The sequence below is a fragment of the Cupriavidus taiwanensis genome, assembly GCF_900250075.1.
In the GTDB taxonomy this organism is placed as follows: Bacteria; Pseudomonadota; Gammaproteobacteria; order Burkholderiales; family Burkholderiaceae; genus Cupriavidus; species Cupriavidus taiwanensis_C.
Map to the genome: position 1 here is coordinate 2,105,067 of NZ_LT977070.1, position 14,179 is coordinate 2,119,245.

Sequence of the window (14,179 nt, forward strand, 5' to 3'; positions counted from 1 at the left end):
AGGCTATCAGCCTTCCTGCACTTCGACGAATTCGTCGTCGCCGCGGGCGGCTTCAACGACTTCCTGCACGGCGTTGGCACGGCCTTCCAGGATCGCGTCGGCCACGCCGCGCACGTACAGGGCCACGGCCTTGCTCGAGTCGTCGTTGCCCGGGATCACGTAATCGATGCCTTCCGGCGAGTGGTTGGTATCGACCACGCCGATCACGGGGATGCCCAGCTTGTTGGCTTCGGTCACGGCAATCTTGTGGTAGCCGACGTCGACCACGAAGATCGCGTCAGGCACGCCGCCCATTTCCTTGATGCCGCCGATCGACTTTTCCAGCTTGATCATCTCGCGCTCGAACATCAGCGCTTCCTTCTTGCTCATGGTTTCCAGCGCGCCGGCTTCCTTGGCGGCTTCCATGTCCTTCAGGCGCTTGATCGAGGTCTTGACCGTCTTGAAGTTGGTCAGCATGCCGCCGAGCCAGCGGGCGTCGACGTAGGGCATGCCGGCACGGCCTGCTTCTTCAGCCAGGATTTCGCGCGACTGGCGCTTGGTGCCCACGAAAAGGATGGTGCCGCGATTGGCCGCCAGCTGACGCACGTACTTCATGGCGTCCTGGAACATCGGCAGCGTCTTTTCGAGGTTGATGATGTGGATCTTGTTGCGATGGCCGAAGATGAAGGGGGCCATCTTCGGGTTCCAGAAGCGGGTCTGGTGGCCGAAGTGGCAACCGGCTTCCAGCATTTCGCGCATGGTCACGGACATGAAAATCTCCAAAGGGTTAGGTCTGAAGCCCGCCCCGACATTCCTGAAAAGGAACACCCCGGATAGGCGGGCCAGCGATTTCAAGCGACAGGATAGGATCCTGCCAAAATAACCGACCTGGCCGGCGCAATTGCTGCGGCGCAACCAAATCAGCCCGCTATTCTAGCAACAAAAGTACCGCCCGCTCAAGCCGCTGTGCTCGGTTCCGCCTCTGGCGGCCGATTCCGGGCGGCCCGGAACAGGCTGCGATCCGGCCTCGATGGTGCGATAATCCCACTTTGATCCTTCGATTCCGGCGTGGCCAGTGGCCCCGCCATCACTTTTTCTGGCGACGCAGCATGAGCATTTACCTGAACACCGCCGAAGACATCGCCCACATGCGCGTGGCCTGCCGCCTTGCCTCCGAAGTCCTCGACTACATCACGCCCTTCGTGCAGCCCGGCGTCACCACCGGCGAACTGGACCGCCTGTGCCACGCCTACATGCGCGACGTGCAGGGCACCGTGCCGGCGCCGTTGAATTATGCGCCCCCGGGCTACCCGCCCTTCCCCGGCGCGATCTGCACCTCGGTCAACGACGTGATCTGCCACGGCATCCCCGGGGAGCGCGTGCTCAAGAGCGGCGACGCCGTCAATCTCGACATCACCGTCATCACCAAGGACGGTTACTACGGCGACACCAGCCGCATGTTCATCGTCGGCGAGGGCTCGATCCTGGCCAAGCGCCTGGCGCAAGTGACCTACGAGTGCATGTGGAAAGGCATCGCGCAAGTGCGCCATGGCGCGCGCCTGGGCGATATCGGCCACGCCATCCAGGCGCATGCCGAAGCCGCCGGCTACAGCGTGGTGCGCGAGTACTGCGGCCACGGCATCGGCAAGAACTTCCACGAAGACCCGCAGATCCTGCACTACGGCCGCCCCGGCACCGGCGCCGAGATCAAGGCCGGCATGATCTTCACGGTGGAGCCGATGATCAACGCCGGCAAGCGCGATATCCGCACCATGCCCGACCAGTGGACCGTGAAGACCCGCGACCGCAGCCTGTCGGCGCAGTGGGAGCACACCGTGCTGGTCACCGAGACCGGCTACGAGGTGCTGACGGTGTCCGCCGGCACCCCGGCGCCGCCGGCCTTCATCACCGATTCCGTGGCGGCCTGACGCCGCGCAGAAGCCAGGGGCGCCTGACCGGGCGCCCTTCTTTTTCCAGCCGTGCCGACGAATCCTTCCGCCCTCTCCATGGACACCACGCCGGAACTGCTGCTGGCCGCGCGCGTGCGCGACCAGCTCAAAATCGACAAGCAGGCGCTGTTTGCGGACTTCAACGCCAGCGCCAATGCCGGCACGCTGACCACGCGGCTGCGCCGCGCCGTCGATGCCGCGCTGGGCGAGGCATGGCGCGGGCTGGCGATGCCGGCGGACGCGGCGCTGGTGGCGGTGGGCGGCTACGGCCGCGGCGAGCTGTTCCCGTACTCGGACGTCGACGTGCTGTTGTTGCTGCCCGCCGAGCCCGACCGGGAGACTGCCGGCAAGCTGGAACGCTTTATCGGCCTGTGCTGGGACCTGGGGCTCGAAATCGGCTCGGCCGTGCGCACCGTCGATGACTGCATCCGCGAGTCGCGCCAGGACGTCACCATCCAGACCTCGCTGCTCGAGGCGCGCCTGCTGACCGGCAACCGCAAGCTGTTCGAGGCGCTCCGCAGCCGCTACCAGGCCGACCTGGACCCGGCCGCGTTCTTCCAGGCCAAGCTGCTGGAAATGCGCCAGCGCCACGCCAAGTACCAGGACACGCCCTACGCGCTCGAGCCCAACTGCAAGGAAAGCCCGGGCGGCCTGCGCGACCTGCAGGTGATCCTGTGGATGACCAAGGCCGCGGGCCTGGGCGACAGCTGGAAGGAGTTGTTCGAGAAGGGCCTGCTGACGCAACGCGAAGCCCAGGAGCTGGCCCGCAACGAGCGCCTGCTGAAGACTATCCGCGCGCGCCTGCACCTGGTCGCCGGGCGCCGCCAGGACGTGCTGGTGTTCGACCTGCAGACCGCGCTGGCCGAGGCCTTCGGCTACCGCCAGAGTGCCCACAAACGTGCCAGCGAGCAGCTGATGCGCCGCTACTACTGGGCCGCCAAGGCGGTGACCCAGCTCAACAGCGTGCTGCTGCTCAATATCGAGGCGATGCTGTTCCCGAGCGAATCGCAGGTGACGCGCGTGCTCAACGAGCGCTTCGTCGAGCGCCAGGGCATGCTGGAAATCACCAGCGACGACGTCTACGAGCGCGACCCCCACGCCATCCTGGAAACCTTCCTGCTGTACGAGCGCACGCCTGGCGTGAAGGGGCTGGCGCCGCGCACGCTGCGCGGCTTGTACAACGCGCGCACGGTGATGGACGCGCGCTGGCGCAACGATCCAGAGAACCGCCGGCTGTTCCTGGCCATCGTGCAGGAGCCGCAGGGCATTACCCATGCGCTGCGGCTGATGAACCAGACCAGCGTGCTGGGCCGCTACCTGATCAACTTCCGGCGCATCGTCGGGCAGATGCAGCACGACCTGTTCCACGTCTACACCGTGGACCAGCACATCCTGATGGTGGTGCGCAACATGCGCCGCTTCGCCATCGTCGAGCACACCCACGAGTTCCCGTTCTGCAGCCAGCTGATGGCCAGCTTCGACAAGCCCTGGGTGCTGTGGGTGGCGGCGCTGTTCCACGATATCGCCAAGGGCCGCGGCGGCGACCATTCGCGGCTCGGCACCGTCGATGCGCGCCGCTTCTGCCGGCAGCACGGCATTGCGCGCGAAGACGCCGACCTGATCTGCTGGCTGGTCGAGCACCACCTCACCATGAGCCACGTCGCGCAGAAGCAGGACCTGACCGATCCGGACGTGGTCCATGCCTTCGCCGAAGTGGTCGGCAGCGAACGCTACCTGACCGCGCTCTACCTGCTGACCGTGGCCGATATCCGCGGCACCAGCCCCAAGGTGTGGAATGCGTGGAAGGGCAAGCTGCTGGAAGACCTGTACCACATCACGCTGCGCGTGCTGGGCGGCGCGCGGGTCGACTCGCATTCGCTGTGGTCGCAGCGCAAGCAAGACACCATCTCGGAACTGCGCCTGAAGGCCTTCGACCCGGCGCTGGGCAAGTCGCTGTGGGCACAGCTGGACGTGGCCTTCTTCCTGCGCCACGATTCGCACGACATCGCCTGGCTGACGCGCCACCTGTACAACAAGGTCGACAGCCCGGTGCCGGTGGTCAAGGCGCGCGTGTCGCCGGCCGGCGAAGGCCTGCAGGTGGCGGTCTACATCAAGGACCAGCCTGACCTGTTCGCGCGCATCTGCGGCTATTTCGAGCGCAAGGCGTTCTCGATCCAGGACGCCAAGATCCACACCACGCGCCACGGCTACGCGCTCGATACGTTCCAGGTCACCGACCCCGGCATGGCTGGCGATGGCGGCAATTACCGCGACATCATCGCGCTGGTCGAGCACGAGCTGTGCGAGCGGCTGCGCCTGCAGGGCGCGCTGCCCGAGCCCACGCAGGGGCGGCTGTCGCGCCAGTCGCGCAGCTTCCCGATCAAGCCGCGCGTCGACCTGCGCCCGGACGAGCGCGGCCAGTATTACCTGCTGTCGCTGTCCGCCAACGACCGCACCGGCCTGCTGTACGCCATCGCCCGCGTACTGGCACGGCATCGCGTGTCCGTGCACACGGCACGCATCAACACTTTGGGCGAACGCGTCGAAGACGTGTTCCTGGTAGACGGCAGCCGCCTGGCCGCCGACAACCGATTGCAGATTCAGCTTGAACAGGACTTGCTCGCCGCCCTCGCCATCTGAGGCGGGCGGGCATCATCAACCTATGACCGACAGCAATTCGCCGAAGCGCAAGACGCTAGGCATCAAGGCCGCCAGCGATACCGGCACGGCCGCGCGCAAGGGCGGCACCCGCCCCGTGCGCGTGTCTGACCTCAACCGCAAGCGCGTGCAGGCCGTCTCCGAGGGCATCAAGCGCGCCCAGCAGCGTGCCGGCAAGACCGGTGCCAGCGGGGCCCAGGGCGAAGCGCCGGCGCAGCCGCGCCAGCCGCGCACGCCCCGCCCTGCCGACGCCGAACGCCAGGCGCGTCCGCGCCGCTTCGAGGGCGGCGAGTCGCGCCCGCCGCGACGCTTTGGCGACGACGACAACCGTCCGCGCCGCACCGGCGACGAGCGCGGCGAAGCGCGCCCGCGCCGCTTCGAAAGCAACGAGTCGCGTCCGCCGCGACGCTTCGGCGATGACGACAACCGTCCGCGCCGTTTCGAAGGCAGCGAATCGCGCCCGCCGCGCCGCTTCAGCGATGACGACAAACGTCCGCGCCGTTTCGAGGGCAGCGAAGCGCGCCCGCCGCGCCGCTTCAGCGATGACGAGAACCGCCCGCGCCGCACTGGCGGCGAACGCGGCGAAGCGCGCCCGCGCCGCTTCGAAGGCAACGAAGCGCGTCCGCCGCGACGCTTCGGCGATGACGACAACCGCCCACGCCGCACCGGCGACGAGCGCGGCGAAGCGCGCCCGCGCCGTTTCGAAGGCAACGAGTCGCGTCCGCCGCGCCGCTTCGGCGACGACGACAATCGTCCACGCCGCTTCGAAGGCGCCGACTCGCGCCCGCGCCGCCATGGCGACGACGAGCGGCGCACGCGGCCCGCGCCGTCGGGCGAGCGCCGCCGCGAAGGCACGGCGCCGGCACGCCGCTTCAGCGACGCGGCCGACCGCATCCGCACCGCCGGCCCCGCTCGCCCGGAACGCCCGGAACGCGCACCAGCGCCGGCTTCGCGCCGCGAAGCTCCCGCGGCGCCGCGCGACGAATCCAGCCACGACGACGGCCTGGTACGCCTGTCCAAGCGCATGTCCGAACTCGGCCTGTGCTCGCGCCGCGAGGCGGACGAATGGATTCCGCGCGGGTGGGTGCTGGTCGATGGCAAGCCCGTGACCGAACTGGGCAGCCGCATCCGCCCGGACGCCGAGATCGAGATCCTGCAGGAAGCGCGCTCCGAGCAAGGCGAGCGCGTCACCGTGCTGCTGAACAAGCCGGTCGGCTACGTTTCGGGCCAGGCCGAGGACGGTTACGAGCCCGCCGCGGCGCTGTTTGCCCCCGAGAACCAGTGGGAAGGCGATCCCACGCGCAAGCGCTTTGCGCCGTGGCAGCGCAAGAACCTGGCGCCGGCCGGCCGCCTCGATATCGACTCCACCGGCCTGCTGGTGCTGACGCAGGACGGCCGCGTCGCGCGCGCGCTGATCGGCGAGGATTCGACCGTCGAGAAGGAATACCTGGTGCGCGTGGTCTGGCACTCGCCGCACGGGCCGGTCGAGCGCAACATCAGCGCGGAATTCCCCGCCGATGACCTGGAACTGCTGCGCCACGGCCTGTCGCTGGACGGCGTGCCGCTCAAGCCGGCCAAGGTCAGCTGGCAGAACGAAGAGCAGTTGCGCTTCGTGCTGCGCGAGGGCCGCAAGCGCCAGATCCGCCGCATGTGCGAACAGGTGGGGCTGCAGGTGGTGGGCCTCAAGCGCGTGCGCATGGGACGCGTGGTGCTGGGCGACCTGCCGCCGGGCAAGTGGCGGTTCCTGGGGCAGTTCGAGAAGTTCTGATGTGAAAAAGCGGCCGTGATGGCCGCTTTTTTCGGGGGTTTTGGCAATTGCCACCGCCTCATCCCTGTACCGATTGCGTGCTCCCTCTCCCGCTTGCGGGAGAGGGTTGGGGAGAGGGCCGGTGTGTCGACGAAGTCAAGCCGTCGGTATGCCAGCGCCCGCCCTCTCCCCCGGCCCCTCTCCCGCTAGCGGGAGAGGGGAGCAAACCAGCAGCGTGCCGACTGGCATCGCCATTCAATCGTCGCTGTTCGCCGGCAAATCCGGAAACAGAACCTCGGTAAACCCGAAGTTCGAAAAATCCCTGATCCGCATCGGATAAAGAATCCCCTGCAGGTGGTCGCACTCGTGCTGCACCACGCGCGCATGGAAGCCCTCGGCCACGCGTTCGATGCGGTTGCCCATCAGGTCGTAGCCGCTGTACTTCAGCCGCAGGTGGCGCGGCACCACGCCGCGCAGGCCCGGCACCGACAGGCAGCCTTCCCAGCCGTCCTCCATCTCGTCGGACTGCATTTCCAGCACCGGGTTGATCAGCACCGTCTTGGGCACGGTGGGCGCGTCCGGGTAGCGCGGATTGCGGTCGAAGCCGAAGATCACCACCTGCAGGTCAACGCCGATCTGCGGCGCGGCCAGGCCCGCGCCGTTGGCGTGGTCCATGGTGTCGAACATGTCTTCGATCAGCGTGCGCAGCTCCGGCGTGTTGAAGCGCTCCACCGGCCGCGCCACCTGCAGCAGGCGCGGATCGCCCATCTTGAGAATCTCGCGGATCATGGTTCCGTTCCCCGGTTATTCCTCGGCCGGCGCGGCGCCGGCTTGCGCCAGCAGCGCCAGCATGCCGGCCTCGTCCAGCACCGGCACACCCAGCGCCTCGGCCTTGTCCAGCTTGCTGCCGGCCTCGGCGCCGGCGACCACGTAGTCGGTCTTCTTCGACACCGACCCCGCCACCTTGGCGCCGGCGGCTTCCAGCAGTTCCTTGGCGTCTTCGCGCGACAGCGTCGGCAGCGTGCCGGTCAGCACAAAGGTCTTGCCTGACAGCGGCGCCGGCGCCTTCGCCACCGGCTCGCTTTCCGGCCAGTGTACGCCGGCGGCGCGCAGTTGCTCGATGACCTCGACGTTGTGCGGCTCGGCGAAGAAGTGCGCGATCGACTGCGCCACAACCGGACCGACGTCGTTGACCTCTAGCAGTGCGGCTTCGTCGGCCACCATCAGCGCATCGAGCTTGCCGAAGTGCCGGGCCAGGTCCTTGGCGGTGGCTTCGCCGACGTGGCGGATGCCGAGCGCGAAGATAAAGCGGTTCATGGTGGTCGCGCGCGACTTGTCGATCGCCGCGACCAGGTTGGCGGCCGACTTGTCGGCCATGCGCTCGAGCGCAGCCAGCTTGGCAATGCCGAGCTTGTACAGGTCGGCCGGCGTGCGCACGATGCCCTGGTCGACCAGTTGCTCGACCAGCTTGTCGCCCAGGCCTTCGATGTCCATGGCGCGCCGCTGCGCGAAATGCAGCAGCGACTGCTTGCGCTGCGCCGCGCAGATCAGGCCGCCGGTGCAGCGGGCAATGGCCTCGTCCTCGAGCTTCTCGATATGCGAGCCGCACACCGGGCAGGCGGTCGGCATCACGAAGGCGCGGGCATCGGCCGGGCGCCGCTCGGCCACCACGGCGACGACTTCCGGGATCACGTCGCCGGCGCGGCGCACGATCACGGTGTCGCCGACATGCACGTCCTTGCGGCGGATCTCGTCCTCGTTGTGCAGCGTGGCATTGGTCACGGTCACGCCGCCGACGAACACCGGCCTGAGCCGCGCCACCGGCGTGATCGCGCCGGTGCGGCCGACCTGCACCTCGATGTCCTCGACGATGGTGGTCATCTCCTGCGCCGGGAACTTGTGCGCCAGCGCAAAGCGCGGCGCGCGCGAGACAAAGCCCAGGCGCTCCTGCTCGGCCAGCGCGTTGACCTTGTAGACCACGCCGTCGATGTCGTAGGGCAGCTCGTCGCGGCGCTTGCCGATGTCGCGATAGAAATCGAGCAGCCCTTGCGCGCCCTTCACCACCGCACGGTCCTTGCACACCGGCAAACCCAGCGCGGCAAAGCCGTCGAGCATGGCGCTGTGGGTCGGCGGCCGCTCCACGCCCTGCAGTTCGCCCAGGCCGTAGGCGAAGAACGACAGCGGACGCCGCGCGGTGATGCGCGGATCGAGCTGGCGCAGGCTGCCGGCGGCGGCATTGCGCGGGTTGACGAAGGTCTTCTCGCCGGCCTCGGCCTGGCGCGCGTTGAGCTTGTCGAAGTCGCGGCGGAACATGAAGACCTCGCCGCGCACCTCCAGCACCGCGGGCGCCTGGCCCCGCAGCTTGAGCGGAATTGCCTTGATGGTGCGCACGTTGACGGTGACATCCTCGCCGGTCTCGCCATCGCCCCGGGTCGCGGCCTGCACCAGGCGGCCGTCCTCATAGCGCAGCGACATGGCCAGGCCGTCGAACTTCAGCTCGCACGCGTACTCGACCGCGTCGGCGGCGCTGAAGAGGTCGGCCTCGCCCGCCGCGGGCGCGCTGCGGCCCAGCCCCTGCGCGCAGCGGCGGTCGAAGTTCAACACATCGTCGTCGGCGAAGGCGTTGTTGAGCGACAGCATCGGCACCCGGTGCCGCACCGAGTCGAACGCCGCCAGCGGCTCGCCGCCCACGCGCTGCGTGGGCGAGTCCGGGGTCTGCAGCTCGGGATGCTCGAGCTCCAGCGCCATCAGCTCGCTGAACAGCGCATCGTATTCCGCATCGGGAACGGTGGGCGCGTCCAGCACGTAATACTGGTAGTTGTGGCGGTCCAGCTCTTCGCGCAGCCAGGCCACGCGGCTGGCGGCGGCGTCGGCCGGCAAGGCGCCGGCGGGCGCGGAGGCATCTGCCTGCGCGCCGCGGTGTGTTGCGGTCATGGCAGGCTCCGGCTAGTTGCTGAACAGGCGCAGCGCCACCGGCGAACCGGCCGGCATGCCGCGCGCTTCCAGCTTCTGGTACAGCGCCTCGAGCTGGTTGAAGATGGCGACGAACGAGGCTTCGGTCAGCGGCCGCATATTGTCGTCGACCAGTTGCGCGCCCATGCGCTGGGCCAGCGTATGGCCGTACTCGCACACGGTCTTGAACGGCCTGGCGGCCTGGTCGGCCACCGGCACGTCGAGCAGCAGCGTGATCTGGCGGCCGGACTTGACGGTGAGGTCGTCGCGCAGGAAGTTGGTGTCGCCGAACTGCAGCGTGAACAGCGGGCGCTGCACGCCCTCGGCATTGGCCTGGTAGCGGATAAAGCGGGTGCCGTCGCGCGACAGCACCAATCCGTCCTGCGTCGCCACGTTCTGCACGTAGGCGGCCGACCATGGCGCGCCGTCGGAGATCACGTTGACGCCCAGCTGCACGTCGCAGGCGGCGGCAAAGGCGTCGAGCTCGCGCGCGTTGGCGACGGTCTCGCCCATGTCCGGCAGGTCCGCCGAGGCGTCGAGCGACTCGGCCAGCGACTCGACCGCGGTGACGAATTCGGAGAACTCCAGCGCATTGAGCGGGCCGCCGCGGTTGGCCAGCTGCACGCCGACCTGCAGGTCTTCGTACTGATGGCCGGCGGTGACGGGCTCCCACGCGTTGGCTTCGGCACGCAGGCCTTCGATGTGGACCGGCTTGGTGCCGGCGCGGCGCAGCCGGCCGGTCAACGGCAGGATACGGTCGCCGGACGCCTTGCGTTCCAGGTGCAGCGGCACGATGCAGTCGATCAGCGGATCGACGATGGCTGGCGCGGGCTGGCCGTCCGGTACCGCAGCGACCGGAGCCGGTGCAGGCGCCGGCTCGGGCGCAGGCGCAGGCGTGGGAGCGGGAGCTGGCGCCGGGGCCACGGCGATAGCGGCATCCGCCTCGTCCTCCGATGCGCGCGACGCCGCGGCCCCGACCGCGACTTCCTCGGCGACGGCTTCGTCGGCATCGGCGCTGCTGGCCGCCGCGGCCGCGGCCGCGGCGACGTGGTTGTTGCCGGCCACGGCGGCGCCGGTGCCGGCCGGTGCCTGCGCCAGCGTGGGCTCGCGCCGCGGCGGCTGCTCGGCGGCGGCTTCGTGCAGGCGCGCGGCGGTTTCCGGCGCGGTGCTCTGGCCGACCACCGGCTCGCGCATCGGCGGCAGGTCGTCTTCGGGCCGCAGCTCGCGCGGGCGGCGCGCCTTGCGGATCTGCCACTGGTTGTAGCCGAACACCAGCACCACGAAAACCAGGCCCGCGACGATCAGCGCGGTCTGCAGGTCCATATTGAGCTTCATGCTGCCTCCGCCATCGACACGGCTGCATCCATATCCACGGCCACGATCCGTGAAACGCCCTGCTCCTGCATGGTCACGCCAATCAGTTGATGAGCCATTTCCATGGCGATCTTGTTATGTGAGATGAAAACGAATTGGGTCTTGTCCGACATGCGCGCCACCATATTGGCGTAGCGCTCGGTATTGGCGTCGTCCAGCGGCGCATCCACCTCGTCCAGCAGGCAGAACGGCGCCGGGTTCAGCTGGAACATCGCGAACACCAGCGCGATCGCGGTCAGCGCCTTCTCGCCACCCGACAGCAAGTGGATGGTCGAGTTCTTCTTGCCCGGCGGCTGCGCCATCACCTGCACGCCGGCATCTAGGATTTCCTCGCCGGTCATGATCAGGCGCGCCTGGCCGCCGCCGAACAGCGACGGGAACAGCTCGCCGAAATGGTGGTTGACCTGGTCGAAGGTGCCTTGCAGCAGCGCGCGGGTTTCCTGGTCGATCTTGGCGATCGCGTCCTCGAGCGTGCCGATGGCGTCGTTCAGGTCGGCCGACTGCGCGTCGAGGAAGGTCTTGCGCTCGCGCGCCGCGGCCAGTTCGTCGAGCGCGGCCATGTTGACCGGGCCGAGCGCGTTGATGGCGTTGTTGATGCGCGTGACTTCGCCCTGCAGGTAGGACGGCTTGAGCTCGCCGGTCAGCTTTTCGGCCAGCGCGGCCTCATCCACCGCGGCGGCGCTCAGCTGCTCGCTGAACTGCTCCTGGTTCAGGCGCGCCGCCTGTTCCTTGAGCTGCAGCTCGGTGATGCGGTCGCGCAGCGGCTGCAGGCTGCGCTCGGCGGCCAGGCGCTGCTCGTCGTGCTGGCGCAGCTGCGCCGACAGCGCATCGAGCTCGGTGCGCGCGATGGTCAGCTTCTCTTCCTTCTCGGCACGGCGCTCCAGCGCTTCCTGCAGGCCGGTATGCGCGGTCTGCTCGTTGATGGTCTCGAGTTCGGCGCGGGCGTTCTCCAGCGATTCGGCGATGCGCTCGGCCTGGTCCGCCGCCACCTGGATATTGCGGCGCAGCTCGTCGATGCGGCTGGCCAGATTGCGCTCCGCGAACAGCGCCTCCTGCGCGGCGCGCTCGAGGTCGCGCAGCTGGTGGCGCGCGCCGGAGAGCTTGCTGTCCAGCGCCTCGAAGGCCATCTGCTGGTCTTCGTGGGTGGCCTGCATCTCGGCCAGCGCGGCGTCGTGCTGCTCGAAGCTGGCTTCGGATTCTGCGCGGATCGCGCGCTGCTCTTCGATCTGCGCGTGGATCTCTTCCAGTTCCTCGCGGATCTGGCCGCTGCGGGCGGCATAGCGCTCCATCGCCTGCGACAGCTTGAGCACGTCCATCTGCAGCGTGTGCACGCGGCGGGTGGCCTGCTCGGCACGGGCACGGGCGTCGCCCAGCGCCTGGCTGGCCTGGGTGTAGGCCGCTTCGGCGCGCACCGCTTCGGTCTTGGCTTCATCGGACAGCAGCAGCTGCGCGCGCGCCTGCTTCTGCAGGTTTTCGATTTCCTGCTCGCGCGCGAGCATGCCGGCCTGCTCGGAATCGGCGGCATAGATCTGGATCGCGTTGCGGCCCACCAGGTGGCCTTCGGCGACCACGAACGAGGCGCCTTCGGGCAGCGTATTGCGCGCGGCCAGCGCCTGCGCCATGTCGGTGGCGACATAGACGTCGGCCAGCCAGTCCTGCATCACCGCGCGGATCCCCGGCTCGGTGATCTGCACCAGCGCCATCAGCGGGCGCAGGCCCGCAGGCGTTTCCAGCGGACGGGCCGCGGCCGGCGGCGAGTAGAACGCCAGCTTGGCCGGCGGCGCGTCGGACAGGAAGGCCTTGACCCAGTCCAGGTTCGACACTTCCAGCGCGGCCAGCTTCTCGCGCAGCACGGATTCGAGCGCGTTCTCCCAGCCCGGCTCGATATGGACCTTCTTCCACAGCCGCGGCAGCTCGGCCAGTTCATGTTTGGCGAGCCACGGCTGCACCTTGCCGTCGGTCTGCACGTTTTCCTGCAGCTGGCGCAGCGCCGACAGGCGCGCCTCGAGCGTGGCGATGGCGGCGGCTTCGCTGTGCACGCGCGCCTGCGCGGCGCGGCGCGCCTCATCCAGGCGCGGCACGTTCGCTTCGGCGTCGGCGAGCACGGCCTGGGCTTCCTCGACCAGCGCTTCCTGCTCGGCCAGCTCGGCCCGGGCCTGCTCCAGCCGGGTTTCGTCGGGGCGGTCCAGGCCCTTGTCTTCGGCCGACAGCCGTTCGCGGCGCTGTTCCAGCTGCTGCAGCATCTGGTCGGCGCTGCGCTGCTGCGCGGCTTCCAGCTTCAGCGCCTGCTCGGCCTGCATGATGCCGGCGCGCTGCTCGTTGAGCAGCTGCTGGGCGTCGCGCCATTGCGCTTCCAGCGTCGGCAGCTCGTCGTTCTGCTGCGCCACGGCCTCCTGCGCCTCGACCGTGCGGCCTTCGGCCACGGCCAGGTTTTCCTCGGCCTGCGCGAGCTCGTCGGTGGCCTGCTCGGCCTTGCCCTGCCATTGCTCGCGCTGCGCGGTCAGCGCGGCGATCTGGGCCTGCACGCGGTTGCGCGACTCGACCACGTAGCGGATCTCGGCCTCGAGCTTGCTGACCTCGGCATTGGCTTCGTACAAGGCGCCCTGGGCCGCGTGCATGCCATCCGACGCGGCATAGTGCGCGGCGCGCATGGTTTCCAGCTCGGCCTCGACATGGCGCAGCTGCGCGGTCTGCGCTTCGAGGTCGATCTGGGCCTGCTCGATGGCGCGCTGGTGGCGTTCCTGCTCCTGCTGCGCCTCGCGCTTGCGCAGCAGCCACAGCAGGTGCTGCTTTTCTTCGCCGTCGGCCTGCAGCGTCTTGAAGCGCTGCGCCACTTCGGCCTGGCCTTCGAGTTTTTCGAGATTGCTGCCGAGCTCGCGCAGGATGTCTTCGACCCGGGTCAGGTTTTCGCGGGTGTCGGACAGCCGGTTCTCGGTCTCGCGGCGGCGCTCCTTGTACTTGGACACGCCCGCCGCCTCTTCCAGGAAGATGCGCATGTCATCGGGCTTGGCCTCGATGATGCGCGAGATCATGCCCTGGCCGATGATGGCGTAGGCGCGCGGGCCCAGGCCCGTGCCCAGGAAGATGTCCTGGATGTCGCGCCGGCGCACCGGCTGGTTGTTGATGTAGTAGGACGAGGTGCCGTCGCGGGTCAGCACGCGCTTGACCGCCACTTCGGCGTACTGGCTCCACTGGCCCGCGGCGCGGCCTTCGGCGTTGTCGAACACCAGCTCGACGCTGGCTCGGCCGGCCTGCTTGCGCGCGGTCGAGCCGTTGAAGATGACGTCCTGCATGGACTCGCCACGCAGCTCGGACGCGCGTGACTCGCCCAGCACCCAGCGCACCGCATCGATGATGTTGGATTTGCCGCAGCCGTTGGGACCGACGATGCCGACCAGTTGGCCCGGCACCTGGAAATTGGTGGGATCGACGAATGACTTGAAGCCCGCCAGCTTGATCGAGGATAGTCGCACGGTTTCTCGTGTGGTATCGGCCACTCCGGCGGTAAAGCGGGGGGCGG

8 protein-coding genes are annotated in these 14,179 nt (G+C 68.7%); 3 read left to right on the forward strand and 5 right to left on the reverse strand.

What is annotated here, in order from left to right; all coding sequences use genetic code 11:
• Window positions 1–6 precede the first annotated feature (6 nt).
• Entirely contained in the window at window positions 7–750 is a 744-nt protein-coding gene (rpsB, locus tag CBM2588_RS09745; protein ID WP_012352954.1) for a 30S ribosomal protein S2, read from the reverse strand.
• A gap of 338 nt (window positions 751–1,088) precedes the next feature.
• Between rpsB and map the strand changes: the two genes are divergently transcribed.
• The 3 genes from map (at window position 1,089) to CBM2588_RS09760 (ending at window position 6,354) form a co-directional block, all read left to right on the forward strand.
• Complete coding sequence (gene map, locus CBM2588_RS09750) at window positions 1,089–1,907, forward strand: type I methionyl aminopeptidase (protein WP_115680371.1); 819 nt, start codon at window positions 1,089–1,091, stop codon at window positions 1,905–1,907.
• A 78-nt stretch (window positions 1,908–1,985) separates the two neighbouring features.
• Window positions 1,986–4,568 carry a [protein-PII] uridylyltransferase gene (locus CBM2588_RS09755; RefSeq protein ID WP_115680372.1) on the forward strand — a complete coding sequence of 861 codons (2,583 nt, stop codon included), beginning with the start codon at window positions 1,986–1,988 and terminating at the stop codon, window positions 4,566–4,568.
• 22 nt (window positions 4,569–4,590) lie between these two features.
• Window positions 4,591–6,354: a pseudouridine synthase gene (locus tag CBM2588_RS09760; protein ID WP_115680373.1), complete on the forward strand. Its 1,764-nt coding sequence runs from the start codon at window positions 4,591–4,593 to the stop codon at window positions 6,352–6,354.
• 234 nt (window positions 6,355–6,588) lie between these two features.
• Here CBM2588_RS09760 and def read toward each other — a convergent pair whose 3' ends face one another.
• The 4 genes from def to smc are packed head-to-tail and all read right to left on the reverse strand — an operon-like array spanning window position 6,589 to window position 14,132.
• On the reverse strand, window positions 6,589–7,122 hold the full coding sequence (gene def / locus CBM2588_RS09765; protein WP_115680374.1) for a peptide deformylase: 534 nt from the start codon (window positions 7,120–7,122) through the stop codon (window positions 6,589–6,591).
• Between the two features lie 15 nt (window positions 7,123–7,137).
• The gene (gene ligA / locus CBM2588_RS09770; protein WP_115680375.1) at window positions 7,138–9,267 is read right to left on the reverse strand and encodes an NAD-dependent DNA ligase LigA; all 2,130 of its coding nucleotides are present in this window, start codon (window positions 9,265–9,267) and stop codon (window positions 7,138–7,140) included.
• Between the two features lie 12 nt (window positions 9,268–9,279).
• The gene (locus tag CBM2588_RS09775) at window positions 9,280–10,620 is read right to left on the reverse strand and encodes a cell division protein ZipA C-terminal FtsZ-binding domain-containing protein (protein ID WP_115680376.1); all 1,341 of its coding nucleotides are present in this window, start codon (window positions 10,618–10,620) and stop codon (window positions 9,280–9,282) included.
• Complete coding sequence (gene smc / locus CBM2588_RS09780) at window positions 10,617–14,132, reverse strand: chromosome segregation protein SMC (RefSeq protein ID WP_115680377.1); 3,516 nt, start codon at window positions 14,130–14,132, stop codon at window positions 10,617–10,619. Before smc ends, CBM2588_RS09775 begins: the two co-directional genes overlap by 4 nt.
• Window positions 14,133–14,179 lie beyond the last annotated feature (47 nt).